This window comes from Flavobacterium terrisoli (assembly GCF_030167905.1).
In the GTDB taxonomy this organism is placed as follows: Bacteria; Bacteroidota; Bacteroidia; order Flavobacteriales; family Flavobacteriaceae; genus Flavobacterium; species Flavobacterium terrisoli.
The window spans coordinates 360,392-386,681 of sequence record NZ_JARGNA010000002.1 but is presented as its reverse complement, the minus strand read 5'-3'; the positions used below and the strand labels follow the sequence as shown (position 1 = coordinate 386,681).

Sequence of the window (26,290 nt, the reverse complement as noted above, 5' to 3'; positions counted from 1 at the left end):
TTTATTTACATTTATAACCTCAAAAAATAGGCTATGAATCGTAAAACTAAGGTTTTATCAATTTTGGTGTTGTTTGTTATGGGTTTTACCCAAGCACAGGAAACACCAAAAGCAACCAAATCAGAAGAAAGAAATCCGGATAAGTTCAAGCAAATGTACGACTTGTTGGCTACGCCCAATATGTATCGTACGGCATCCGGCGCGCCCGGGCCGGAATATTATCAGCAACAGGCCGATTACAAAATCGATGTGGAACTGGATGATAAAAACCAAAAATTATACGGAACCGAAACCATAACCTATACCAATAATGCCAAAGAATCGCTGGATTATCTTTGGGTTCAATTGGACCAAAACGAAAAAGCGAGAAATTCCAATTCACCATTAATTGAAAACAAAACCACTGATCCTGCGATTTCGGCACAATCTTTTTCGAGAAGGTATTTAGAAGCCGATTTTGATGGCGGATTCAGGATTGAGTATGTAAAAGATGCTCAGGGCAATCCAATGAAATATACCATCAACCAAACGATGATGCGTATCGAAGTACCTAAATTGGTGAAAAGCAAAGAAAAAATTGTTTTCTCTATCAAATGGTGGTATAACATCAACAACTACATTTTAGACGGTGGCCGTTCGGGTTATGAGCATTTTGAAAAAGACGGAAACAATCTTTACGTTTTAGCTCAGTTTTATCCAAGAATGGCGGTTTACAATGATGTTGAAGGCTGGCAAAACATGCAGTTTTGGGGCTCAGGAGAGTTTGCCCTGACTTTTGGAAACTATGAAGTAAACATTACCGTTCCGGCCGATCATATCATGGAAGCGACAGGAACTTTGCAAAACCGAAGTGAAGTTTTTACACCGGCACAGTTAAAAAGATACAACGAAGCTGAAAAATCATTTGACAAACCGATTGTAGTTGTGACACAAGCCGAAGCCGAAGCGGCCGAAAAAGGATTTTCAGAAAAGAAAAAAACCTGGAAATTCAAAGCAGAAAACGTGCGTGATTTTGGAATTTCCACTTCAAGAAAATTCATCTATGATGCTATGGCAGTAAAAACAGGAAGCACTATTTCTATGGCGATTTCTTTGTATCCGAAAGAAGGCAATCCGCTTTGGGGAGAATATTCAACCCGAATTGTGGCGCATACGCTAAAAAGCTACTCGAGCTATACTTTTGATTATCCTTATCCGAAAGCGGTTTCTATCAATGCCAGAGATCAGGGAATGGAATATCCGATGATTTGTTGGAATTTTGGCCGTCCCGATGAAAACGGAAAATACAATGACCAAACCAAATATGGCATGTTGGGTGTGATTTGTCACGAAGTTGGGCACAATTTCTTCCCGATGATTGTCAATTCAGATGAGCGTCAGTGGACCTGGATGGATGAAGGGCTGAATTCCTTTATGGAATATTTGGCTGAAAAATCATTCGACCCAAATTTCCCTTCGCGACGAGGTCCGGTGAAAAATATCATTCCTTATATGAGTGGCGACCAAACCGGTTTGGAACCCATTATGACCAATTCGGAAAGCCTGCGTCAGTTTGGTAATAATGCTTACGGGAAACCGGCTACCGCTTTGAATATTTTACGTGAGACAATCATGGGTCACGAATTGTTTGATTATGCTTTTAAAACCTATGCGAATCGTTGGAAATTCAAGCATCCGACACCGGAAGACTTTTTCAGGACTATGGAAGATGCATCGGCTGTCGATTTGGATTGGTTTTGGCGTGGTTGGTTTTATACCACAGATTATAATGACATAGGCATTAAAGAAGTGAAGAAGTATTTTGTGAGTAACGAATCTTCTAAAGAATCGGGCAATTTTGTCAGAAACCAACGCCGTCGTGATTCAAAACCCGGTGCGATGGTTTATATGATTGCCGATGGAAGTCCGGATTATAAACCCGAGCTGAACAAACCTTTTAAAATAACCGATTATCAGGCTTTGGATGAATATGTGAACAAGCGTTTCACTCCTGAAGAAAAAGCCAAATTGAACGAGCCAAAATACTTTTATCAGGTAACTTTTGATAAACCGGGCGGATTGGTGATGCCAATTATTGTTGAGATTGCCTTTGAAGATGGCACTACCGAAAATCATTATTTCCCGGCACAGATTTGGAGAATGAATGATAAAGAAGTGAGCAGAACATTTGCAACGCAAAAGGCAATTTCAAAAATCGTGGTTGATCCGCACATAGAAACTGCCGATATTGATACGTCTAATAATTCTTGGCCAAAAACAAACGAAAAATCAAAATTTGATTAACAGAACTTTGTAACTTTGCGACTTTATAATTAAGTAATTCAAGATATGTTTGGAATAGGCGGCGGAGAATTAATTTTCATCATTTTCATAGCATTAATGCTTTTCGGTTCAGATAAGATACCGGAAATAGCACGTACTTTAGGTAAAATTATGGCGCAGTTGAAAAATGCCACCAATGACATTAAATCAGAAATCCAAAAAAGTGCCGAAGTACAGGAAATTAATGAATCAGTAAAAGGCTTGACTTCTACATTTACCGATGAAGTGGAAAAAGTAAAGAGTAATATCAACGAAAAAGTATTACCCGAAGTCAATAAAGCCGCAGAAGACCTAGACTCTTTAACCGGTCCGATAAAACGCCAAATGTAATGCTCGAAAAAATCATCGACCTCGACAAGGAACTTATTGTATTTTTAAACGGTTTAGGCTCCGAACGTTGGGATTGGTTGTGGTTGATTATTACCAAACAGGCTTATTGGTCTCCTATTTTCTTATTCGTTTTTTATCTTCTGCAAAAGAAAATCGGCTGGAAAAAATTTGGCTATTACGTGCTTTTTACCGCGATTTTGATTCTGATTTGTGACCAAACCGTGAATCTTTTCAAGTACGGTTTTGAGCGTTTGCGCCCTTGCAATGATGAAGAAATAAAAGGAATGCTCCGTTTGATAAAAACCAGTAGTTCGTTTAGCTTTTTCTCAGGCCATGCGACCAATTCGATGGCGAGTACTGTTCTGACTTTTATGATTCTAAAAAGATACTACAAACAAGCTTATCTACTCTTTTTATTCCCGTTGATATTCGCTTACAGTAGATTGTACCTGGGATTACACTTCCCGACAGATATTTTAACCGGTTATACCTTTGGAGCGATTATGGGCTTTATTGCAGCCCAACTGTATCAAAAGTATATCTTTAAAGAGGATTAACCGTTGAACTCAGCAGGAGACTGAAGTAAGGTGGTTATTATAAAAAACACGAACAAAATCAGTGTCAGTTTGAGGAACAAATACTTAGGTTTTAATTTTCCTTTGAAAATATTTTTCAAAATAATTTTAACGAAAAAACTCCATGTCCCGCCCAGTAAAACGGCAGCGATAACATAAAAGATAATAATCCCCAGAGATAAGTTTTCGAAATGCAACTTCATATCAAATAAATTAAATAACTCTTGAAACTGTCAATCCGTCTCTAATAGGCAATAAAACTGTTTCTACTCTTTGATCATTCTTCAATAACTCGTTGTATTCCAAAATGACTTTGGTGGTAATGTCATTGGGTTTTACTGCTTCCAAAACTTTCCCGCTCCACAAAACATTGTCTGAAAGGATTATGCCGCCTTTGTTCATCATCGGCACAACCAAATGGAAATAGTTGATGTAATTCTCCTTATCGGCATCAATAAAGACCAAATCAAATTTTTTGTTCAGGGTTGGAATAATATCCAAAGCGCTACCCAAATGTTGCACGATTTGATTTCCCCATTCACTTTGGTCAAAATATTTCCTTTGAAAATCAACCAATTCTTCGTTGACGTCAATGGTGTCAATTGTTCCGTTTTTGGCCAAACCTTCCGCCATACATAAGGTAGCATAACCGGTATAAGTCCCAATTTCCAAAACATTTGTCGGATGGATAATCTTGGACAACATGCTCAAAACCCGACCTTGAAAATGACCGCTTAACATTCTGGGCTGCAGAATTTTTTGATAGGTTTCTTTGTTCAATTGCGCCAACAATTCAGGTTCGTTTTCTGAATGTGCGGTTACATAGTCGTCTAATTCGTCTGAAAGGAAATGCATAACATTATTTTTTACAAAAATACAAATTAACAACTAACCAAAATACCCTAAATTTGCGCCATGGAAATCGAGAAAAAAGACATCCGAAGTTTAACCAAAGCACAATTGCGCGATTTTTTTGTGGCCAATGGCGACAAGGCATTTCGTGGCAACCAAGTGTATGAATGGCTGTGGAGCAAAGCGTCGCATAGTTTTGAGGATATGACCAATGTGTCTAAAGAAACCCGCGCCATGCTCGAAAACCACTTTGTGATCAATCATATCAAGGTCGATACCATGCAGCGCAGCGAAGACGGAACGGTAAAAAATGCCGTTCGTTTGCACGACGGATTGGTAGTGGAAAGTGTTTTGATTCCTACGGAAACCAGAACCACAGCTTGTGTTTCGAGTCAGGTTGGCTGTAGTTTGGATTGTAATTTTTGTGCCACCGCGCGTTTGAAAAGAATGCGAAACCTGGAGCCTGGAGAAATTTACGATCAAGTAGTCGCGATAGACAGGGAAAGCCGTTTGTATTACAACCGTCCACTTTCCAATATTGTTTTTATGGGCATGGGCGAACCGTTGATGAATTATAACAATGTGATGAAAGCCATTGATATGATTACCTCGGAAGAAGGCCTAGGCATGTCACCAAAACGTATTACGGTTTCTACATCCGGCGTTTCCAAAATGATAAAAAAGATGGCAGATGATGCCGTTAAATTCAAATTGGCGGTTTCATTGCATTCGGCTATTGAAGAAACCCGAAACCATATTATGCCTTTTACCAAAAATTTCCAATTGCCCGAACTGAAAGAAGCTTTGCAGTATTGGTATCAAAAAACCAAAAGCAAAGTCACTTATGAATATGTGGTTTGGAAAGGAATCAATGACGATAAAGCCTCGATTGATGCGTTGGTGAAATTCTGTAAATATGTGCCGTGTAAAGTCAATTTGATTGAATATAATCCAATTGATGACGGTGAATTCCAACAGGCTTCAGATGAAGCGATTGACAATTACATCAAAGCTTTGGGCAAATTTGATATCGTGGCGAAAGTACGCCGTAGCCGTGGGAAAGACATTGATGCCGCTTGTGGTCAATTGGCCAATAAATCATAAAAAAAGCTCCCGAATTCGGGAGCTTTCTCTTTTATAACTAAGTCAAATAAATTTTAGTTTCCTAAAGTAATCGTTGATGTAGTGCCATTAATGGTTAATGTCGCCTGGTTATCACAATCACCATTTCCATAGTCTAAAGTAATCGTGTTGTCATTTCTAACGATATTTACAACGCCACTAACAATATGTGGGCAAGTTGCTTCTACTCTCAATGGAGTTGAAATGGTAGAGGTTTGTGTTCCGTTAGGGAAAGTGGTTGTCCAACTTCCGGTGATTGAAAATACATTGTCAATCCAAAGTAATGGTGTTCCGAAACCTTCAATCATTTCTCTTACTCGGTTACCAACTCTGTGGTAAGAATTTCCGTTAGGGAAAGTTACTGTCATGTCAATGGCCATCGTGGCTACCGGATGAACAGCCGCCAAAGTATCAGTGCTTTGCATGGTTCTTATTACGGTTCTGTTTCCTTCGATTAAGATATTATTGTGATGGAAATCAACAAAAGTATAGCTTATAGTATGTGATGGTGTATCAAAATTCAAGCTTCCGCTCACAATAATAGTTCCGTCTAGAACGTTTCCGTTTGGTAAAGTACAGTTGTCAAAAACTACTGTTCTGGTCCAGGTAGTTGACGTTAATTCAACAGTTACAGTAGCACAAGGAGGAAGCGCTTGTGTTTCAAGATCATTTTTTCCTGCTCCGGGATTGGCCTGAAGCTCATATTGTTCTTCAACAATTTTAGCCACATCTTCAGTTGCCACATCAATTTTGGCACTTACTTTGGCTTCACTTAAGTCAGATGAACCATTTTCATCTTTACTACAACTTAGGACAAACATCGATAATGCAAATCCTAATACTAAATTTTTAATTTTCATAATGGTTAATTTTTTTGGTTCCAATATTTGAATGTAAAATTCATAAAAGGTTTAATCAAAGGTAAATATTTTTTTCAAACGATTCCATTATCGTATCTTTGAATGCCCGATGGAACTCGGAAGTCATTTTAATGAATATTACTTCGCAAATAAAAAAACCGATTCAGGAAGAAATGGAGCTTTTCGAGAAAAAGTTCTACGAATCAATGACTTCTAAGGTCGCGCTTTTAAATCGAATCACATATTATATCGTCAACCGCAAAGGAAAGCAAATGCGTCCGATGTTTGTTTTTTTGGTAGCCAAAATGCTGTCAGAAAACAGCAAAGTCAATGAACGAACTTATCGCGGCGCATCCGTAATCGAATTGATCCATACGGCAACCTTGGTTCATGATGACGTTGTGGATGACAGTAACCGTCGCCGTGGATTTTTCTCCATCAATGCGCTGTGGAAAAACAAAATTGCAGTTTTGGTTGGTGATTATTTATTGTCCAAAGGACTATTGCTTTCCATAGACAATGGCGATTTTGATTTGCTCCGGATTATTTCCGTTGCCGTACGTGAAATGAGCGAAGGCGAATTGCTGCAAATTGAAAAAGCCCGCCGTTTGGATATAATCGAAGATGTTTACTATGAAATTATCCGCAAAAAAACAGCGACCTTAATTGCTTCGTGTTGTGCACTTGGCGCCAAATCAGTTTCTGAAGATGAAACTCAGGTAGAATCGATGCGTAAATTTGGTGAACTCATCGGGATGGCTTTCCAAATCAAAGATGACTTGTTTGATTATACCGATGATGCCATTGGGAAACCAACCGGAATTGACATTAAGGAGCAAAAAATGACATTGCCGCTGATATACGCCTTGAACAATTGTACCGATCAAGAAAAGAGCTGGTGCATTAATTCGATCAAGAATCATAACAAGGACAGAAAACGGGTTGCCGAAGTCATCCAATTCGTAAAAGACAAAAACGGTTTGCACTATGCCGAACAAAAAATGGTAGAATTCCAGCAGGAAGCGCTCCAAATCCTTCAAAATTTCCCCCAATCTGAATACCGGGACGCACTTTCGCTGATGGTGAATTATGTGATTGAAAGAAAAAAATAATTTTTTTTAAAAATAATTTTTGCTGTAAAGCATTGATTTTGTTGATGTTTTTCATTTTCAAATCTTCAAATTGAAAATTTTTAAAATCATCATGCAACCATTTTTTATCTATTCTCGTCTATGCTAATAGAACACTAACCAAACATTTTGAAAGTAATCAATTTACATAAAGATGAAAAAGAATTAATCGAACTGGCTGTCGAAAGCAATCGCCACGCACAGCATCAGATTTATTCCAAATTCGCTCCGAGAATGTTGAGTGTTTGCCGGCAGTATATCAAAGATGTACAACAGGCGGAAGACATAATGATTACCGCTTTTATGAAAGTGTTTACCAATCTGAAAAACTTTGAGTACAAAGGCAGTTTTGAAGGTTGGATCAGAAGAATTATGGTGAACGAGTGTATTTCGTTTATCAGAGTTCAAAAGAAAGTGAAGTTCATTGAAGACGAAAATTATTTTGAAGAAAGACACAATAATATTGAAAGCCAGTTTTCAGTAGAAGACATTCAGTTTTTGATTGACAGTTTGCCCGAAGGATATAAGATGATTTTCAATCTGTATGCGATTGAAGGATTCAAACATCAGGAAATTGCAACGATGCTGGGCATCAGCGAAGGAACTTCAAAATCACAATTATCACACGCTCGAAAAATGCTGCAGGAGAATATTACCAAATTAAAAAATTATGAAAATGGAACCGAATAAAATAGAAAAACAATTCAGAGACAAGTTGAATGCAAGAGAAATTCAACCTTCATCTCAGGCTTGGGACAGATTGGATGCGATGCTTTCGGTAGCTGAAGAAAAAAAAACAAGAAAACCTTTTGGCTTTTTGTTTATAGCTGCCAGTATTTTGGTCTTCGTAACACTTGGTTTGTTTTTGTTCAATCAAAAAAATACAGTCATTAATGCTCCGAATACCGTTGTTGGAACAGAAACTAAAATCGATACTGTTCAAAACAATAAAGAAAGTCTTCAAGCGCCAATAGTGGAAAGCCAAAAACAAAATGAAGCTGTCGCGACTTCGGATGTTCAACCGACAACCGACAACCGACAACCAATTACAAATCATCCAAGAGTTTCAATCAATAATCAAAAAGTAAATGCCAATCAAAATCAAAACAACATCAGAGACAAAGAAATTGAGTTCCAGGGTTCATCAGATGTGGCGATAAAAAGTTTGCCACAAGTAATGGAGCAGAAGCCAACTACAGTCAATAAAAGCACAATTTCAAAAACAGATGACAGTTTGTTGGCCGATCTGGACAAATCAGCTGCAGCCTCTGCCAATCAGAAATCAAGTTTAAAAGTGGATGCTAAAAGTTTACTTTCTCAAGTCGACGGAGAAGTGGAATATAGCTTCAGAGAAAAAATGCTCCAAAAAATCAATAAAAATTACAAAGAAGTTAAAGTGGCTTTGGCCAACCGGAACAACGAATAATCATCAATCAATTAAATAAATTTAAATCACAATTATCATGAAGAATTTTATCATTTATGCTGCAACATTGCTAAGTCTTTTGGTTACCAAAGCAACCGCTCAGGAAAAGGACAAAGACAAAGACAAACCAACGATTACAGTTGAAGCAACTTCTTTCGAGTTAAGAGTTAAGCTTATCTCTAATAAAATTGAAGCCATCACCAAAGAAGAAAAAGCAGCTTTAAAAGCAGAAATTGAATCGGTAAACAAAGAATTGGAAGCTGGTACCATTACCAAAGAACAAGCCGATGAAAAGAAATTAAAATTTGCCGAAATCCGTTCTAAAAATATTGAAACCAGAGTTGGTCAGGCTCAGGAAGAGTTAAAGGAACTGGTAAATCAAAAAGTAGAAGGCAAAATCAAAGAAGGTAAAGATAAGTTTTCAATTAAGTGGAACTGGGACAGAAATGATTCCATCAGGAGAAACAGAGGCGAACGCAGAACGACTTCACAGTTTGTATTTGCAGCCGGTCTAAACAACTTAGTAACCGATGGAAGTGTGGCTAATTCTGACTTCAGATATTGGGGTTCACACTTTTACGAATGGGGTGTGACTTGGAATACCCGACTTTTGAAAAATGACAATTTATTGCATTTGAAATACGGAATGTCGTTAATGTACAACAACCTTCGCCCAACAGATAGCCGATTGTTTGTGGTGGATGGCAATCAGACCAATCTTGAAACCAGTCCGATACAATTACAGGATTCCCGTATGAGAAACGTGTTTGTATCGTTGCCAATGCATTTGGAATTCGATTTTACCAAAGCCAAAAACAATGATGGCAAAAAAATATTCAGAACCCATGAAAGCGTTCGTTTCGGAATCGGTGGTTATGCCGGATTCAGAGTGAAATCAAAGCAAAAAACCAAATATGAAATGGATGGACATGACATCTATGTTAAAGAAAAAGGAGATTTCAACGTAAATGATTTTATCTACGGGATGAGTACTTACCTTGGATACAAAGGAACCAGTCTTTATTTGAAATATGACTTGAATCCAATGTTCAAAGACAACGCCATCAAACAAAACAACGTTTCACTTGGGGTTCGTTTCGATTGGAATTAAAATAATTTGTTTAGGTTAGATTATATTTCGAAAAGATGTTTCAGCAATGAGACATCTTTTTTTATTTTAAGTTTTAAATTATGTATTTTTACCCTCACTCAAATTTTTAAAAATCCAGAGCTTGATTACCCGCGAAACCATAGATAAAGTTTTTGAAACCGCCCGTGTGGAAGAAGTCATCGGTGACTTTGTCCAGCTCAAGCGCGCGGGAAGCAATTACAAGGGACTGAGCCCGTTTTCGGATGAGCGTTCACCGTCTTTTATGGTGTCGCCAGTAAAACAAATCTGGAAAGATTTTAGTTCGGGAAAAGGCGGAAGTGTGGTGACTTTCCTGATGGAACATGAGCATTTTACCTATCCGGAAGCGATTCGTTTTTTGGCCAACAAATACAATATCGAAATTGAAGAAACCGAAGTTTCTCAGGAAGATAAACTAGAAGCCAATGAAAAGGAAAGTCTTTATTTGGTTTCTGAATTTGCCAAAAGCTATTTTCACGATACGCTTTTAAATACCGAAGAAGGCAAAGCCATTGGTTTGTCCTATTTCAAGGAAAGAGGTTTTACCAACGAAACGATAACCAAATTCGGCTTGGGTTATTCACCCGAAACCTGGGATGCGTTTACCAAAGAAGCGTTGGGCAAAGGTTACCAACTGGAGTTTTTGGAAAAAGTTGGGTTGACGATTACCCGCGAAGACGGAAAGCATTTTGACCGTTTCAAAGGCAGGGTGATGTTTCCTATTCAGAGTTTGTCGGGGCGAAACTTAGGTTTTGGCGGCAGGATTTTGACCAATGATAAAAAGGCAGCCAAATACCTCAATTCACCTGAAAGTGATATTTACCATAAAAGTAAAGTGCTTTACGGAATTTTCCACGCTAAGCAAGCCATTGCCAAGCAAAACAATTGTTACTTGGTTGAAGGTTATACCGATGTGATTCAGTTGCATCAGGCCGGAGTGGAGAATGTTGTAGCGTCTTCGGGAACGGCTTTGACGTCTGACCAAATTCGTTTAATCAACCGTTTGACCAAAAACATTACCGTACTTTTTGATGGTGATGCCGCTGGTTTACGCGCTTCTGTTCGCGGAATCGATTTGATTCTGGAAGAAGGCATGAATGTAAAAGTCTGCACTTTCCCCGATGGCGATGACCCGGATAGTTTTGCCAGAAAGAACTCGTATGAGGATTTGGTTTCCTATTTAGAAAATAACGCCAAGGATTTTATTCAGTTCAAAGCGTCGCTTTTGATGAATGAAGCCAATAACGATCCGATTAAGAAAGCCGATTTGATTCGCGATATGGTGGTGAGCATTTCCAAAATTCCCGATAGGATTAAAAGAGAAATCTATATCCAGGAAACGGCCCGAATCATGGATATTTCGGAACAGGTATTGCTGAATACTTTGGCCCAAATGGTCAAAAAGGACATTTCAGAAGCCGGCAAAAAACTCAAACAAGAGCAAACCGCTTTTGAAGTCGTAAAGAATGAACCACAGATTGCTCAGGAAAAAGTCAATATTGTTTATGATTTAGAGCGCAAGATTTTAGAAATGCTATTGCTTTATGGTTCTCAGGAAGCCGATTTTGACGATTATATTCTAAAAGCCAATGAAGAGGGCGAAATGATTGAAGAAAAGGAAACCAACACCTTTAAAGTGTTCCAGCGCATTTATCTGAGTTTGCAGGAAGATGAAGTGGAATTGGCTAATCCATTGTTTAAGGAAATCTACAATGATTTGATTGCTTATTACAACCAGAATGAGGAATTCAGCATTGAACATTATCTGATGCAATTGTCACCCGAGCATTCACAAATGGTGACCGATATTTTAATGTCGGAAGAAAGAGAATTGCTTCACAATTGGGAAACCAAACACATTTATGTGAAAACCAAAACCCAGAATGTGAGTCAGTATGTTTCTGAAACGATTATTTCGTTGCGCGAATATTTAATCAATAAATTGATTTTGGACTTGATGAATTCTTTTGGGAATGTAGAAGAAGAAAATGAGTCGGGAGAAATTATGGCAACCATCAATGATTACAACAAACTGAAGGTCAGCCTGACCAATAAAATAGGGAGAATACGTTCGACTTATATATAAAAAAACCCCGCATTTTGCGAGGCTTAGTTCTAAACGATTTCCAAAGTTTTAGCTTTATTGACAAGATCAACCAAATTGGTTACGTTCAATTTCGTCAGAAGACGAAGTTTATACGTACTGATGGTTTTCTCATTAAGCGCTAAAATTTTAGCGATTTCGTTGTTTTTCTTGCCGTCACTTAAGAAACGCAATACTTCAATCTCTCTGTTGGAAAGCTTACGGTACAAACGCTCTGATTTGTTTTGTTTGGCAATTAACGCTAAGTTTCTCTTGATCTCTTCATTTAGGATAATTTGCCCTTGGTTTACTTTGACAATGGTTATACCTAAATTTTCAAGCTTTGATGTCTTATGAACATATCCGGCACATCCTGCTTTAATGGCATTTGGTGCGTAAATGTGTTCAGACAAACTACTGAATACAATAACTTTAGTTTTTGGAAAATTTCTGATGATTGACTTGACCTCATAAATACTTTTAAGTCCTTCAAGCTCTAAATCGATGATTAAGACGTCAATTTCTTTGTTTCTCAAGGCATCGGGAACCATAAAAAAATTTCCTACGTTGGAAACGATGCTTATTTCAGGGTGATCCTTGAAGTAAGCTTTCATTCCAAAGTGTACAACTGGAAAGTTATCAGCAATACATACATTTATCATAATTGTGGTATTTGATAAAAATTAATAGAAATTTACTGTAAAGTTAAAAAATTATATTCTAAAAATGTTAACGAAAAGGATATTATTTTAAAAAATTTGGGATAATACATACAGGAATGGGGTTCATTTTGTGCTGGTTAATTGTATTTAACTTCTTATAAATATTGAAAACTTCTTGTTCTCTTCCGGTAAAATCTTCACTTTTCTTGTTGTTTTCTGCTTCCAGCATTGCCCATTCCAATTCGTCATAACTGGCGCCCAATTGATCTTCATCAGTTCTCGAATCGCCAAACAAGCCATCAGTCGGTGCCGCTTTTTGTATCGACATCGGAATTTCTAAATATTCACCCAAGGCATAGACATCACTTTTCATTAAATCGGCAATCGGACTCAAATCAACACCGCCATCACCATACTTGGTATAAAAACCAACGCCAAAATCTTCTACCTTATTACCGGTTCCGGCAACGAGCAAACCGTGAATCCCTGCATAATAGTACAAAGTAGTCATGCGCAATCTGGCTCTTGTATTGGCCAAAGACAAATTCAACTTCACCTCATTGTCTGAAGTGGGAACCGCTTTTTTGAATGTTTCAAAAACACCGGTCAAATCAGTTTCCGCATTTTGCACATTCGGAAAACGCTTTTTCAATTGCTCGATATGTTCTCTTCCACGACTCACCTGACTGCTGTCCTGATGGATTGGCATCTCAATGCATAAAGTAGTTAATCCCGTTTGTGCGCATAATGTTGAGGTTACCGCCGAATCAACACCGCCGGAAATCCCAATCACAAAGCCATTCACTTTTGCATTTACGGCGTAATCCCTTAACCATGTAACAATATGGGTGTTCGTTTCCCCTACCTTGATTTTACTTTTTTTAGCCATTTTTTTATGAAAGTTTTTAGAAACTGAAATGTATATTTGCAAATGTAAAAAAATCAGAAACTTTTTAAGTTGATTTTTGCCTTATATATCCCTAAAATGAAAAAGTACGTTGTAATATTATTTTTGGCTCTGGCTCTGGTTTCCTGTGATAAAAAATCTAAAGTCGAAAAGGCTGTAGAGGAAATTCCGGTATCGCTGAAAGTGAACCGATTTGATCAGGCTTTTTTTGAAGCAACGCCAAAAGATTTGCCTAATCTGAAAGCAGAATATCCTTTTTTCTTTCCGGAAGGTGTTGAAGATAAGGTTTGGACCGATAAAATGCAAAACAAGGACTGGAGGGATTTGTATGCGGAAGTGCAGAAAAAATACCCCAATTTTAATGAGCAAACCAGTCAAATTGAAAATTTGTTCAAGCATTTTAAATACTATTTCCCAGAAACTGTAATGCCCCAAATTTATACGGTAATCGGCAATATGGATTATACCAGTAAGGCCATTTATGCCAATGACAAACTGATTATTGCTTTGGAATTGTATCTGGGTAAGGATGTGAAGTTTTATACCGATGCAGCATATTTGAAGCAAAATTATGAAGAGCGTCAAATGATGCCGGATATTGTTTCAAGCTTTGCCGTAAGAAAAATTCCACCGCCAAGCGACAAGACTTTTTTAGGTGAGATGGTGTATTACGGAAAGGAATTGTATTTAAAGGACGCTATGCTTCCGGATTATACCGATGCGGAAAAAATGGGCTATTTGCCAGAGCAAATTACCTGGTGTCAGGAAAATGAAAGCTATATTTGGCGATTTTTCATAGAAGAGAACATGCTTTTCAGCTCTGATTCAAAATTGCCAAACCGCTTTATCAATCTGGCGCCGTTTTCTAAGTTTTATCTCGAAATCGACAATGAATCTCCGGGAAGAGTAGGGCAATGGATAGGTTGGCAAATCGTTCGCTCGTTTATGGAAAACAATGATGTTAGTTTGCAGGATATGTTGAAAATGGATGCCAAAGAAATATTTGAAAAATCAAAATACAAACCCAAAAAGAATGAGTAAAACGATTAAATCCGAAATAAAATTCCTTGTCGAATTAGATGAAAACCGGGTACCTGAAAAATTAATGTGGACGGCGCAGGATGGCGGAGTAGAACAGGAAGAAGCCAAAGCGATGATGCTTTCCATTTGGGACAGCAAAGTGCAGGAAACGCTTCGTATTGATTTGTGGACCAAAGACATGCCGGTGGACGAAATGAAATTGTTTTTCCACCAAACCTTAGTCGCTATGGCTGATACTTTCCAACGCGCTACAGCCGATGAGAAAATGGCTGATACCATGAAGGATTTCTGTGATTATTTTGCCGAAAAACTGGAATTGAAGAAATAAAAAAAAGCGTCTCAGTTAAAAACGAGACGCTTTTTTAATTTAAAAAGTATATCCGATTCTCAAGTGTAAATCAACGGCGACATTGCTGTCGGTTTCATAGTCATTTAAAACGAGAAAACCACCAATGCCGATGCCTGCTTCGTATGTGAAATGGTTGCCTACCGTTCTTTTGATTCCCCACTTGGGCACAAAAGCCAAAGTACTAATTACTTTTACATTATCTTCATTTGAAATAATAAACCAATCGGGATTGTAGACAATGTTTAAGGCTAAAAAATTGCCGCTGTTTTTAGCAATACTCTTTTCCTTTTTTATTCTTTTTTCAAGATTATAATACCATCTTGGCTCCAATCGAATTGATGGAATTAATGCAGTAGTAGTTGAATTATCATCTCCTGAAATACCAAAATCTAAGCCGAGCTCGCTTCTCAAACTGGTTTGGTTTGACAACCTTGTTTCGTTATGTCCCCAAATCCCCAGAAGTCCGGTCTGCAGTCCAAAAATTGATTTTTCTACAGTAGCTTTTGTTTGTCCAAATGATAGATTGAAAAACAGAAGGGCGAAAAATAGTTTCTCCATAAATTATAACTCTCCGCTTTTAAACATTTCGCCATTGACGCTGTCAATAAAGTCGAGTACTTTGTCTCTTCCGGTGGCTTCGAGTGCCGAGGTCACAAAATGCTGCGGCATTTCTTCCCAGTTGTTGGCCAAAAGGGCTTTTCGGTATGCGGCAATATGGGAATCTATTTTGGTTTTGCTGATTTTATCGGCTTTGGTGAAAATGATGCAAAACGGCACTTCAATTTCGCCCAAATAATTGATGAATTCCAAGTCGATTTTTTGCGCTTCCAATCGAATGTCGATTAGAACAAAGGCACAAACCAATTGTTCTCTTTTCTCAAAATAATCGGTGATAAACTGCTGAAAAACTTCTTTGGTTTTCTTGGATACGCGCGCATAACCATAACCCGGTAAATCCACCAGAAACCAATTCAAATTGATTTTAAAATGGTTGATAAGCTGTGTTTTTCCAGGTTTTCCTGAGGTTTTGGCCAAATTTTTATGATTGGTCAACATGTTGATCAAAGATGATTTTCCCACATTGGAACGACCAATAAAAGCATATTCCGGTAAAGGATCTTTCGGGCATTTACTCACATCGGAATTACTGATGATAAATTCGGCGCTGTTAATTTTCATTGGGTATTAAAATAAAAAAGTCCCAAAAGGACTTTTGTTTATAAATGAACTTCTTTTAACCATTCATGTAATAATCTATTGAACTCATCCGGATGTTCCATCATCGCAGCGTGACCACATTTGTCAATCCAATATAATTCTGAATTTGGCATTAATTTGTGAAATTCTTCGGCCACATCAGGTGGCGTAACCTGATCGTTTTTACCCCAGATAATACAGGTTTTTACATGCATTTTTGGTAAATCTTTGGCCATATTATGACGAATCGCACTTTTGGCAATGGTCAGGGTTTTAATCACTTTGATGCGGTCGTTGACAACAGCAAAAACTTCATCAACGATTTCTTTGCTGGCTACGTTTGGATCATAAAAAACAGCTTCTGCTTTCTTTTTGATATAGTCATAATCACCGCGTTTTGGGTAACTGTCACCCATGGCACTTTCATAAAGACCTGAACTTCCAGTAATTACCAATCCGGCTACTTTTTCTGGATACATTTTGGAGTGGTACAAGGCAATGTGTCCGCCCAATGAATTTCCAAGTAAAATGACACGGTCAAAACCTTTAAAAGTGATAAAGTCTTTTACGTATTTGGCGAAAGCTTTGACATTGGTTTTTAAGATGTTTTGGGTATAAATTGGCAATTCGGGGATGACTACCTTATAGCCGTGAGAGGAAAAATAATCGGCAACGCCTCCAAAGTTACTCAATCCGCCCATCAACCCGTGTAAAACAACGATTGGCGTACCTTCTCCGGCTTCGAAATATGAATACCTGCCTTCTTTTTTAAAATTTCCTTCCATGTAATTTTTTTGACTTTTTACCTCGGCAACAAATATATGATTTTATAGATAAAAATTCGGCTATGCCAGGAATATTTACTACTAAAATGAAGAATTTCATCAACAATTTTCCAAAAAACCATTCTTTCGGTTTTTAAATTTCGCGCCTTTTTTTCGATGTTAATAAAATCAATTTTATGCAACAAAACGACTTAAAATGAGTTTTTTATAACTTTTTTTCGGTGTAATTCCAAAATCGTTAAATATTCGTTAAGAATCCGACGAGACAAATTTTGAACAGTTTTTATATCAAATGGGAAAGAAGTGGTAAAACTTATCAACAAAGTGGTATTTTGTGGTAAATTGTGGTAATTATTTTTATATTTTTGCTCATAACCAAAATAAACGCAATTGAACTCCATAATCGGAACATACGAATGCAAAGTTGACGCCAAAGGAAGATTGATGATTCCTTCGGCGTTAAAGAGGCAACTCGCTAATTCTCTTCAAGATGGCTTCGTCTTGAAGCGTTCCGTATTTCAGCCATGTTTGGAATTATATCCAATGCCTGAATGGAATCTGATGATGCAAAAAATCAATAAGCTCAATCGATTTGTAAAGAAAAACAACGACTTCATCCGACGTTTTACCGCCGGTGTGAAAGTGGTTGAAGTGGATGATTTGGGTCGATTGTTAATTCCTAAAGATTTGGTTGCCTTTGGGCATATTTCAAAAGACATCGTGCTTTCTTCAGCGGTAAACATCGTTGAGATTTGGGATAAAGATTTATACGAAAAAGCCATTGCAGGTGATGATATCGACTTTGTTGATTTAGCTGAGGATGTAATGGGAAATACTAATGACGATGGAGATGGAATATCATAATCCTGTTTTATTGAAGGAAACTGTCGATGGATTGAATATCAAACCCGATGGCATTTATGTCGATGTGACTTTTGGCGGTGGCGGACATTCAAAAGAGATTTTGAGTCGCTTAGGGCCTAATGGCAAATTGTTCGGTTTTGATCAGGATGAAGATGCCTGGGCCAATGCTTTGCCCGATGAAAGATTCACATTGATTCAGGAAAATTTCAGGTATATCAAACGTTTTTTGAGATTTCATGGGGTAAAAAGTGTGGATGGAATTTTAGCTGATTTGGGTGTTTCATCTCACCAATTTGACGTTCCCGAAAGAGGATTTTCTACTCGCTTTGATGCCGATTTGGATATGAGAATGAGCAAAAGAAACGAACTCGACGCCCACAAAGTCATCAACGAATATGATGATGCTAATTTGAGAAGAGTGTTTTTGGATTATGGTGAATTAAAAGCAGCACCGGCTATTGCGAGAACTATCATCGAAGCCAGAGAAAAGAAAACGATCAATACGACTGACGAATTGAAATTGATTTTGGCCAAATTTTTACCGGATCAGTTTAAAAATAAAATCCTGGCGCAAATCTATCAGGCTATACGTATAGAAGTGAACCAGGAAATGGAAGTGCTGAAAGAGTTTTTGGAACAGTCACTTGAAATATTGAAACCCGAAGGAAGATTAAGCGTGATTTCCTATCATTCCTTAGAAGACCGATTGGTCAAACGCTTTATGAAAAACGGGATGTTTGAAGGTGAACCCGAACGTGATTTCTTCGGAAATTTTTCGGTCCCGTTCAAAATCGTTGAAAAATTAATCGTTCCAAGTGACGAAGAAATAAAAGTGAATAACAGAGCAAGAAGCGCAAAACTAAGGGTTGCGGAAAAGAAATAAGAAATGAAAAAAGGAGTTTACGGCATATTAAAAGCTCGATTTTTAGTCAATGAAGATGCTACCAAAAACTGGCGTTTCATCGTGTTCCTGATTCTGCTTGCGATTTTGATGATTGCCAATGAGCACCGATATGATCAAAAGATTTTCAGAATTGCTGAGCTGACTAATGAAGTAAAGGAATTGCGTTCTGAATTCGTAGACAAACGCTCTGAACTAATGAAATTAAAAATGGAATCAACGGTTTCCGAAAGAATGGTGGAAAGAAAAATATTTCCTTCATCGGTTCCGCCACAAAAGATAAAAGTTAAAAAACCAGTAGAAAAAACTTTCTTCCAAAGATTATGGCAGTAGAAGATAAACATATCTCTTACCGAATTTATTTAGTTGCTTTCAGTCTCTTTCTGATGGCTTTGGCAATTACTTTCAAGCTATCCAAAATTCAATGGGTTGAAGGTGATTATTACCGAAAATTGGCCAAAGAGAGAACCGTAAAGAACTTTCCGCTGCCTGCCAATAAAGGAAATATTTATTCAGCTGACGGCAGTTTGCTTGCCACTTCTATTCCTAATTATAACATCCGATTTGATGCTGTAGCACCGAAAGGAGAAGATTTTGAAAAAAATGTCAGACCATTAGCTGATTCATTGGCGTTGATGTTGGGCAAACCAAGTTCTTTTTATCATTCACAATTGAGAATGGCCAGAGCCAACAAAAACAGATACTTATTGGTAGCCCGAGATTTGAGTTATACCCAATACATAAAAATCAAAAGCTTTCCATTGTTTAATTTGGGCGCCAACAAAGGCGGAATGATTACCGAGCAGGAAACTGTTCGCGAACACCCAATCGGGAAAATTGCCGAAAGAACTATTGGTTATGAAAGAATCACACCGGAAGGAAAACCGGATGGCAAAGGAATTGAATGGTCATTCAGAAAATATTTAAACGGAAAAGATGGTAAAGTCCTAAAGCAAAAAATCGCCAAAGGACAGTGGAAACCAATCCGTGATCAAAATGACGTTGAACCACAAGATGGTTATGATGTAATTTCTACCATCGATGTTTATATTCAGGATATTGCGCATCACGCTTTGCTAAAACAATTACAGGATTACAAAGCCGAGCATGGCTGTGTTGTGGTTATGGAAACCAAAACAGGGAAAATCAGAGCGATTTCTAATTTAGGTAAACTAAAAGAAACTGACTCTACTTATTTCGAAACCACCAATTATGCGGTGGCTGAATCGCATGAACCGGGTTCTACCTTCAAATTGGTCGATATGATTGCATTGTTGGATGATGGTAAAGTTGATACCAGTCATGTATATGACAGTCGTGGTGGGATTGTAGAATACCGAGGTAAAAAAGTGCGTGATTCTCACGAAGGTGGTTATGGAAAAATTTCTTTGGCCCGAGGTTTTGAAGTGTCTTCCAATACGGTTTTGGTTCAAGCGGTTTATGAGAATTATAAGAACAATCCAAAAGAATTCGTAGACAGAATCGACAGAATGGGCTTGAACAAACCATTGGGATTACCATTCCAGGGAGAAGGCAAACCATACATTCCGCAGCCGGATGACAAATATTGGAGCGCGATTTCATTGCCATGGATGGCTTTTGGATATGGAGTTTCAGTAACACCATTGCAAACACTGACTTTGTATAATGCAGTTGCCAATAACGGCGAAATGGTAAAACCACAATTTGTTTCCGAAATTAAGGAATGGAATAAAGTCATCAAAAAATACGACAAGGAAGTGATCAATCCGAAGATTTGCTCTGACGAAACTATCAAAGAATTGAAAGCCGTTTTACAAAATGTAGTCAAAAGAGGAACCGGCTCTAAGTTGTATTCCAAAGATTTCTCGATGGCCGGAAAAACCGGAACTGCTCAGGCCAATTATGGCAAAAACGGCGGAAATGACAAGCACTATATTTCTTCTTTCGTTGGATTTTTCCCGGCAGAAAACCCTAAATATTCCTGCATTGTAGTGGTTCACAAACCGAATACATCAGGAAATAATTATTATGGTGCCGATGTGGCCGGACCGGTTTTCAAACGCGTAGCGCAAAAGATTTTTACCGATGCACCATCCACGAATGAAATCAAAAATCTGAACAGAAAAATCGGCAAGCAAGAGAAAGCTTATAATGAATATGCGGTCAAATCAAATTCAGCTGGCAAAACAATTCCAAATGTAAAAGGCATGAGCGGCATGGACGCTGTGGCACTTTTGGAAAATATGAAAGTAAAAGTAAAAGTAATCGGGTTTGGAAAAGTAAAAAGACAATCCATTCAGCCTGGTTCAGCCTTAAGTAAAAATCAAATCATCATACTCGAATTATCGTGATTATTTTAAAAGACATATTGTACAAAGTAGCTATCGAAGTCGTAAAAGGTTCGACCGAAATGCCTATCAATAAAATTGAATTTGACTCACGAAAAATTCAACAGGATGATGTATTTGTAGCCATTCGCGGGACTGTTTCTGATGGCCATGACTTTATCGAAAAAGCGATAAATCTTGGCGCAGTTGCTGTGGTTTGCGATACTTTACCCGAAGTTATAGTTACCGGCGTGACTTATATTCAGGTGAAAGACACCAATTCAGCTTTGGCCTTTTTGGCTTCCAATTATTATGGCAATCCGTCACAGAATTTAAAACTGGTTGGCATCACGGGAACGAATGGTAAAACGACTATCGCTTCTCTTTTGTTCCAATTATTCAAAAAAGCAGGTTATAAAGTTGGACTATTATCTACCGTAAAGATTATGGTGGATGATACCGAATACAAAGCCACACATACCACTCCGGATTCGTTGACCATCAATTATTTCTTGGCAGAAATGAATGCCGTTGGTGTGGAATATTGTTTTATGGAAGTGAGTTCACACGGTATCCATCAAAAACGCACCGAAGGATTAACTTTTGCCGGAGGCGTGTTTACCAATCTGTCTCACGACCATTTGGATTACCATCCAACATTCGCTGAATATAGAGATGTGAAGAAATCATTTTTTGATCATTTGCCAAAAACGGCTTTTGCCCTGACCAATATCGATGATAAAAACGGTTTGGTAATGATGCAAAATACCTATGCCAAAAAGCTGACTTATGCTTTGAAGTCGTATGCTGATTATAAGGCACAAATTCTGGAAAATCAATTGTCAGGATTGTTGCTGAAGATCAATGAAAATGAAGTTTGGGTGAGATTGATAGGAACTTTCAATGCTTATAATCTGTTAGCGATTTTCGGGACTGCGGTTGAATTAGGTTTGGATAAATTAGAAGTATTGCGATTGCTTTCTGAATTGGAAAGTGTTTCGGGTCGTTTCCAATTTATCGTTTCCAACCAAAATATCACCGCGATTGTTGATTATGCCCACACACCGGACGCTTTGGAAAATGTGTTGAGTACGATTAATAACATTCGCACCAATAACGAAAAATTAATCACAGTTGTAGGTTGTGGCGGTGACAGGGATAAAGCCAAAAGACCAATCATGGCCAACATCGCAACGACAATGAGCAATCAGGTTATCATCACTTCAGACAATCCAAGAACAGAAGATCCGATTGACATTATCGCCGATATGGAAAAAGGGGTTGAACCGCAAAACCACAAAAAAACCTTGTCGATTGTCGATAGAAAACAAGCCATCAAAACCGCTTGTCAATTGGCTGGCCCAAATGATATTATCCTAATTGCAGGAAAAGGACACGAAACGTATCAGGAAATTCAAGGTGTGCGCCATGATTTCGACGATATGAAAATTGTAAAAGAACTTTTAGAACAACTAAATAAATAAAACTATGCTATATTATTTATTTGAATACCTAGACAAAACCATGGATGTTCCCGGAACGGGAGTTTTCCAGTACATTACATTTCGTTCGGCTTTAGCAATTATCTTATCGCTGATGATTTCGACCATTTATGGTAAAAAGATCATCAACTTCTTGAGAAACCAACAAGTTGGAGAAACGGTTCGTGAATTAGGTCTGCAAGGACAAAATGAAAAAGCAGGAACACCAACCATGGGTGGATTAATCATCATTATCGCCACGTTGATTCCGGTGATTTTGTTGACCAAACTGAATAACATCTATATCATTCTTTTGATTGTGACCACACTTTGGATGGGAACTATCGGATTTATTGACGATTATATCAAAATCTTCAAAAAAGACAAACAAGGTTTAAAAGGTATTTTTAAAGTAATCGGGCAGGTTGGTCTTGGGTTAATCGTAGGTTCGGTTTTGTATTATCATCCGGGTGTAACGGTTAGAGAAAAAGCGGCAAACACTCCGAATTTTAATCAAACTGAAAATGTAATTTCTCAAACACCAGTTGAGCATAAATCGACTACGACGACCATTCCTTTCATGAAAAACAACGAACTGGATTATGCCCAAATCATTGCCTGGACTGGTGAAGGTTATCAAAATTGGGCGTGGTTGGTTTTTATTCCTATCGTAATCTTTATCATCACAGCCGTTTCCAATGGTGCCAATCTTACCGATGGAATCGATGGACTGGCCGCCGGGACTTCCGCAATTTCAGTGCTCGCGCTCGGGATTTTCACCTTTGTTTCGGGTAACGTTATTTTATCAGGCTATTTGGATATTATGTACATCCCAAATTCAGGGGAAATGACAGTTTTCATTTCGGCATTTGTTGGAGCGTTAATCGGATTCCTTTGGTACAATTCCTATCCGGCATCGGTTTTTATGGGTGATACCGGAAGTTTAACCATCGGTGGAATCATAGCCGTATTGGCAATTTCTGTTCGTAAGGAAATGTTGTTGCCGGTGTTGTGTGCCATTTTCTTTGCCGAAAACCTATCCGTGATTATGCAGGTTTCCTATTTCAAATACACCAAAAAGCGCTATGGCGAAGGGAAACGAATTTTCCTCATGTCGCCATTGCACCATCATTACCAAAAGAAAGGCTATCACGAAAGTAAAATCGTAACCCGTTTTTGGATTGTTGCCATACTGTTAGCCATTGTTTCCATCGTGACTTTAAAATTGAGATAGAATGAAGCGATTGGTTGTACTTGGCGGAGGAGAAAGTGGTGTTGGAACCGCCATTTTGGGAAAGAAAGAAGGATACGATGTTTTTGTGTCCGACTTTGGAAAAATAAAAAATAAATACAGAGACGTTCTTGACAAATATGAGATTAAATGGGAAGATGAAAAGCATACGGAAACGTTAATCCTGAATGCCGATGTAGTCATGAAAAGCCCGGGAATTCCGGATAAATCTCCGCTGGTTAAAAAAATGCTGGAGAAAGGAATTTCAGTGATTTCCGAAATAGAATTTGCTTACCCATTCACGAAAGCAAAAACCATCGGAATCACCGGAAGCAACGGTAAAACAACGACAACGATGTTGACTTACCATTTACTAAAAGAAGGCGGACTGAATGTAGGATTGGGTGGAAATATAGGAAAGAGTTTTGCCTGGCAGGTTGCCGAAGAAAACTACGATTGCTATGTGTTGGAATTGAGCAGTTTTCAATTAGACGGCATCATCAATTACAAGCCTGACATAGCGATTTTAACAAACATCAGTCCTGATCATTTGGATCGATATGAATACAAATACGAAAATTATATTGAGTCAAAATTTAGAATAACAATGAACCAGACTGAAGAAGATTTCTTCATCTATGACGCCGATGACGAAGCGATTTCAGCATGGTTGCAAAACAACAAAACAAAAGCACAACTAATTCCTTTTTCACTAACCAAAACTTTTGAAATCGGAGCCTATATAAAAAACGAAACTATGGACATTATCATCAACAACGAGGAATTTGAAATGAAAACCGCTGACATTTCATTGGAAGGAAAACACAACATGAAAAACGCTATGGCTGCTACTTCTGTAGCCCAATTGATGAAAATAAGAAAACAAACCATTCGTGAGAGTTTGTCCAATTTTCAAGGCGTTGAACATCGTTTAGAAAAAGTACTCAAAATTCACAATGTGCAATACATCAACGACAGTAAAGCAACCAATGTGAACGCGACTTTCTTTGCTTTGGACAGCATGACTGTGCCAACCGTTTGGATTGTTGGTGGTGTTGACAAAGGAAATGATTACAGCGAGTTGATGCCATTGGTTCGTGAAAAAGTTAAAGCCATAATCTGTCTTGGTTTAGACAATAAAAAAATCATCGATGCATTCAGCGATGTGGTGGATATGATGGTGGAAGTAGATAATATGCGCGATGCCGTGAATACCGCCAAGCATTTGGCTGAAAAAGGTGATTCAGTTTTATTGTCGCCGGCTTGTGCATCTTTTGATTTGTTCCAAAATTACGAAGACAGAGGAAACCAATTTAAAGTAGCCGTAAAGAATTTATAAAAGCAATCAGCTTTCAGCATTTAGCTGTCAGCAAAAAATAAAAGCTAACCGCTAATAGCTAAAAGCTCGAAAATATGAAAGAACTAATTCACAGTTTAAAAGGAGATAAAGTCATCTGGGCATTCGTTGCCTTGTTGGCGTTGTTTTCGTTTATGCCGGTGTTTAGTGCGAGCAGTAACTTAGCGTATATGCGCCATGGTTCCGGAAATGCGTTGACGTATTTGCTGAAACACGGAGCACAGGTATTTGTTGGTTTCTTCATTTTATACAAAATCCACAAAGTGCCGTATCACTATTTCCGGACGATTTCACGATTGTTACTCCCGGTCGTTTGGGTGTTGTTGATTTATACTTTGCTCAAAGGAACCATTATCGATGGCGCCAATGCCAGCCGCTGGATTCAGATTCCGTTTATCGGAATTACGTTCCAAACATCAACATTAGCCTCAATCGTTCTGTATGTTTTTGTGGCGCGGTATTTATCCAAAACCAGAGAAACACCCATCACGTTCCAAAATTCTTTATGGGATTTATGGACACCGGTTTTCATTACCATTATGCTGATTCTTCCGGCGAATTTATCGACCGCAGCGTTGATATTTTCGATGGTCATGATGTTGGCATTCATTGGGAAATATCCATTAAAATATATCGGAATCATTATTGGTGCCGGTATCATCGGATTGACATTTTTCATCTTGGTGGCCAAAGCGTTCCCGGATGCTTTCCCCAATCGTGTGGATACCTGGATCAATCGTATTGATAATTTTACCAGCGACAAACCGGATGAAGATGATTACCAAATCGAAAAAGCCAAAATTGCCATTGCTTCCGGCGGTGTGTATGGTTTGGGTCCGGGGAAAAGCGTGCAGAAAAACTTCTTGCCACAATCGTCTTCCGATTTTATCTACGCGATTATTGTTGAAGAATATGGTTTAGTTGGAGGCATTTTGGTACTGTGTTTGTATTTGCTTTTACTCTTCCGATTTGTGGTCGCCGCACACAAAGCCAATTCGCTTTTTGGAAAACTCGTCGTCATTGGTCTCGGTTTCCCGATTATTTTTCAGGCAATGACGAATATGGCAGTAGCGGTCGAATTATTACCGGTTACGGGACAAACATTGCCATTGATCAGTAGTGGAGGAAGTTCGATTTGGATGACGTGTATTGCTTTGGGAATTATTTTGAGTGTGACCAAAAAAGAAGAAGAAATTGCCGAAGAAATCGCCGAAAAACAAAAACGAGAAGACGCTTTACAGCGAATGATTGACAAACAATTACAAGACGAGGAAGAAGCAGAAAAAGCAGCAGAGCAAGCCGAATTGCAAAGCTATTCCATTGAAGGTACAGCCAATCCATTGGAACCGATACTAAAGAAAAATTAAAAAAATATTC

26 protein-coding genes are annotated in these 26,290 nt (G+C 38.2%); 19 read left to right on the top strand and 7 right to left on the bottom strand.

Going from position 1 to position 26,290, the window contains the following annotated elements; all coding sequences use genetic code 11:
• The first annotated feature begins 33 nt into the window (after positions 1 to 33).
• Genes P1K33_RS03735 through P1K33_RS03725 form a run of 3 tightly spaced genes read left to right on the top strand, consistent with a single transcriptional unit; the run spans position 34 to position 3,209 of the window.
• Positions 34 to 2,283: a M1 family metallopeptidase gene (locus P1K33_RS03735; RefSeq protein WP_372508193.1), complete on the top strand. Its 2,250-nt coding sequence runs from the start codon at positions 34 to 36 to the stop codon at positions 2,281 to 2,283.
• Positions 2,284 to 2,328: 45 nt separating this feature from the next.
• On the top strand, positions 2,329 to 2,652 hold the full coding sequence (locus tag P1K33_RS03730) for a Sec-independent protein translocase subunit TatA/TatB (protein ID WP_284651525.1): 324 nt from the start codon (positions 2,329 to 2,331) through the stop codon (positions 2,650 to 2,652).
• Complete coding sequence (locus tag P1K33_RS03725; RefSeq protein WP_284651524.1) at positions 2,652 to 3,209, top strand: phosphatase PAP2 family protein; 558 nt, start codon at positions 2,652 to 2,654, stop codon at positions 3,207 to 3,209. Before P1K33_RS03730 ends, P1K33_RS03725 begins: the two co-directional genes overlap by 1 nt.
• A gap of 231 nt (positions 3,210 to 3,440) precedes the next feature.
• Here P1K33_RS03725 and P1K33_RS03720 read toward each other — a convergent pair whose 3' ends face one another.
• The gene (locus P1K33_RS03720) at positions 3,441 to 4,082 is read right to left on the bottom strand and encodes an O-methyltransferase (RefSeq protein ID WP_284651523.1); all 642 of its coding nucleotides are present in this window, start codon (positions 4,080 to 4,082) and stop codon (positions 3,441 to 3,443) included.
• Between the two features lie 60 nt (positions 4,083 to 4,142).
• Between P1K33_RS03720 and rlmN the strand changes: the two genes are divergently transcribed.
• Positions 4,143 to 5,183 carry a dual-specificity RNA methyltransferase RlmN gene (gene rlmN / locus P1K33_RS03715; RefSeq protein ID WP_284651522.1) on the top strand — a complete coding sequence of 347 codons (1,041 nt, stop codon included), beginning with the start codon at positions 4,143 to 4,145 and terminating at the stop codon, positions 5,181 to 5,183.
• A gap of 53 nt (positions 5,184 to 5,236) precedes the next feature.
• Here the strand turns inward: rlmN and P1K33_RS03710 are convergent, their stop codons facing one another.
• Complete coding sequence (locus P1K33_RS03710; protein WP_284651521.1) at positions 5,237 to 6,061, bottom strand: hypothetical protein; 825 nt, start codon at positions 6,059 to 6,061, stop codon at positions 5,237 to 5,239.
• A gap of 131 nt (positions 6,062 to 6,192) precedes the next feature.
• Between P1K33_RS03710 and P1K33_RS03705 the strand changes: the two genes are divergently transcribed.
• From P1K33_RS03705 to dnaG, 5 genes are all read left to right on the top strand, one after another.
• A complete protein-coding gene (locus P1K33_RS03705) occupies positions 6,193 to 7,173 on the top strand; it encodes a polyprenyl synthetase family protein (protein WP_284651520.1) in 981 nt (326 codons plus the stop codon).
• A gap of 147 nt (positions 7,174 to 7,320) precedes the next feature.
• Positions 7,321 to 7,881: an RNA polymerase sigma factor gene (locus P1K33_RS03700; RefSeq protein ID WP_284651519.1), complete on the top strand. Its 561-nt coding sequence runs from the start codon at positions 7,321 to 7,323 to the stop codon at positions 7,879 to 7,881.
• Positions 7,868 to 8,617 carry a hypothetical protein gene (locus P1K33_RS03695; RefSeq protein ID WP_284651518.1) on the top strand — a complete coding sequence of 250 codons (750 nt, stop codon included), beginning with the start codon at positions 7,868 to 7,870 and terminating at the stop codon, positions 8,615 to 8,617. The genes P1K33_RS03700 and P1K33_RS03695 overlap by 14 nt, the downstream gene beginning before the upstream one ends.
• A 37-nt stretch (positions 8,618 to 8,654) precedes the next feature.
• Positions 8,655 to 9,728 (top strand): coiled-coil domain-containing protein, encoded by a 1,074-nt coding sequence (locus tag P1K33_RS03690; protein ID WP_284651517.1) that lies wholly within the window; start codon positions 8,655 to 8,657, stop codon positions 9,726 to 9,728.
• 121 nt (positions 9,729 to 9,849) lie between these two features.
• Positions 9,850 to 11,832, top strand: coding sequence for a DNA primase (dnaG, locus tag P1K33_RS03685; protein WP_284651516.1), 1,983 nt, complete (start codon positions 9,850 to 9,852; stop codon positions 11,830 to 11,832).
• A 29-nt stretch (positions 11,833 to 11,861) separates the two neighbouring features.
• Here dnaG and P1K33_RS03680 read toward each other — a convergent pair whose 3' ends face one another.
• Both P1K33_RS03680 and nadE read right to left on the bottom strand, forming a co-directional pair.
• Complete coding sequence (locus P1K33_RS03680; RefSeq protein ID WP_284651515.1) at positions 11,862 to 12,491, bottom strand: response regulator transcription factor; 630 nt, start codon at positions 12,489 to 12,491, stop codon at positions 11,862 to 11,864.
• Positions 12,492 to 12,573: 82 nt separating this feature from the next.
• Positions 12,574 to 13,380, bottom strand: coding sequence for an NAD(+) synthase (nadE, locus tag P1K33_RS03675; RefSeq protein WP_284651514.1), 807 nt, complete (start codon positions 13,378 to 13,380; stop codon positions 12,574 to 12,576).
• Positions 13,381 to 13,476: 96 nt separating this feature from the next.
• Here nadE and gldB point away from each other — a divergent pair, with 96 nt between their 5' ends.
• Together gldB and gldC are read left to right on the top strand one after the other, a co-directional pair.
• Positions 13,477 to 14,439: a gliding motility lipoprotein GldB gene (gene gldB / locus P1K33_RS03670; protein ID WP_284651513.1), complete on the top strand. Its 963-nt coding sequence runs from the start codon at positions 13,477 to 13,479 to the stop codon at positions 14,437 to 14,439.
• Positions 14,432 to 14,767, top strand: a complete 336-nt coding sequence (gene gldC, locus P1K33_RS03665) for a gliding motility protein GldC (protein ID WP_284651512.1) — start codon at positions 14,432 to 14,434, stop codon at positions 14,765 to 14,767. Before gldB ends, gldC begins: the two co-directional genes overlap by 8 nt.
• Positions 14,768 to 14,806: 39 nt before the next feature.
• Here gldC and P1K33_RS03660 read toward each other — a convergent pair whose 3' ends face one another.
• From P1K33_RS03660 to P1K33_RS03650, 3 genes are read right to left on the bottom strand one after another with little or no spacing between them, the layout of a single operon-like run.
• Positions 14,807 to 15,346, bottom strand: coding sequence for a hypothetical protein (locus P1K33_RS03660; RefSeq protein WP_284651511.1), 540 nt, complete (start codon positions 15,344 to 15,346; stop codon positions 14,807 to 14,809).
• A 3-nt stretch (positions 15,347 to 15,349) separates the two neighbouring features.
• Positions 15,350 to 15,967 carry a ribosome biogenesis GTP-binding protein YihA/YsxC gene (yihA, locus tag P1K33_RS03655; RefSeq protein ID WP_284651510.1) on the bottom strand — a complete coding sequence of 206 codons (618 nt, stop codon included), beginning with the start codon at positions 15,965 to 15,967 and terminating at the stop codon, positions 15,350 to 15,352.
• A 38-nt stretch (positions 15,968 to 16,005) separates the two neighbouring features.
• A complete protein-coding gene (locus tag P1K33_RS03650) occupies positions 16,006 to 16,770 on the bottom strand; it encodes an alpha/beta fold hydrolase (RefSeq protein WP_284651509.1) in 765 nt (254 codons plus the stop codon).
• Between the two features lie 390 nt (positions 16,771 to 17,160).
• On the opposite strand from P1K33_RS03650, the gene mraZ reads away from it, so the two are divergent.
• The 8 genes from mraZ to P1K33_RS03610 all read left to right on the top strand — a co-directional run bounded on the left by mraZ (position 17,161) and on the right by P1K33_RS03610 (position 26,280).
• Complete coding sequence (gene mraZ / locus P1K33_RS03645) at positions 17,161 to 17,634, top strand: division/cell wall cluster transcriptional repressor MraZ (protein ID WP_284651508.1); 474 nt, start codon at positions 17,161 to 17,163, stop codon at positions 17,632 to 17,634.
• Positions 17,609 to 18,517 (top strand): 16S rRNA (cytosine(1402)-N(4))-methyltransferase RsmH, encoded by a 909-nt coding sequence (gene rsmH, locus P1K33_RS03640; RefSeq protein WP_284651507.1) that lies wholly within the window; start codon positions 17,609 to 17,611, stop codon positions 18,515 to 18,517. The genes mraZ and rsmH overlap by 26 nt, the downstream gene beginning before the upstream one ends.
• Positions 18,518 to 18,520: 3 nt before the next feature.
• Positions 18,521 to 18,868: an FtsL-like putative cell division protein gene (locus tag P1K33_RS03635; RefSeq protein WP_284651506.1), complete on the top strand. Its 348-nt coding sequence runs from the start codon at positions 18,521 to 18,523 to the stop codon at positions 18,866 to 18,868.
• Complete coding sequence (locus P1K33_RS03630) at positions 18,859 to 20,868, top strand: PASTA domain-containing penicillin-binding protein (protein WP_284651504.1); 2,010 nt, start codon at positions 18,859 to 18,861, stop codon at positions 20,866 to 20,868. Before P1K33_RS03635 ends, P1K33_RS03630 begins: the two co-directional genes overlap by 10 nt.
• Positions 20,865 to 22,328, top strand: coding sequence for a UDP-N-acetylmuramoyl-L-alanyl-D-glutamate--2,6-diaminopimelate ligase (locus P1K33_RS03625; RefSeq protein WP_284651503.1), 1,464 nt, complete (start codon positions 20,865 to 20,867; stop codon positions 22,326 to 22,328). Before P1K33_RS03630 ends, P1K33_RS03625 begins: the two co-directional genes overlap by 4 nt.
• A gap of 4 nt (positions 22,329 to 22,332) precedes the next feature.
• Positions 22,333 to 23,559: a phospho-N-acetylmuramoyl-pentapeptide-transferase gene (gene mraY, locus P1K33_RS03620; RefSeq protein WP_284651502.1), complete on the top strand. Its 1,227-nt coding sequence runs from the start codon at positions 22,333 to 22,335 to the stop codon at positions 23,557 to 23,559.
• A gap of 1 nt (position 23,560) precedes the next feature.
• The gene (murD, locus tag P1K33_RS03615) at positions 23,561 to 24,895 is read left to right on the top strand and encodes a UDP-N-acetylmuramoyl-L-alanine--D-glutamate ligase (RefSeq protein ID WP_284651501.1); all 1,335 of its coding nucleotides are present in this window, start codon (positions 23,561 to 23,563) and stop codon (positions 24,893 to 24,895) included.
• Positions 24,896 to 24,969: 74 nt separating this feature from the next.
• Positions 24,970 to 26,280: an FtsW/RodA/SpoVE family cell cycle protein gene (locus tag P1K33_RS03610; RefSeq protein ID WP_284651500.1), complete on the top strand. Its 1,311-nt coding sequence runs from the start codon at positions 24,970 to 24,972 to the stop codon at positions 26,278 to 26,280.
• Positions 26,281 to 26,290 lie beyond the last annotated feature (10 nt).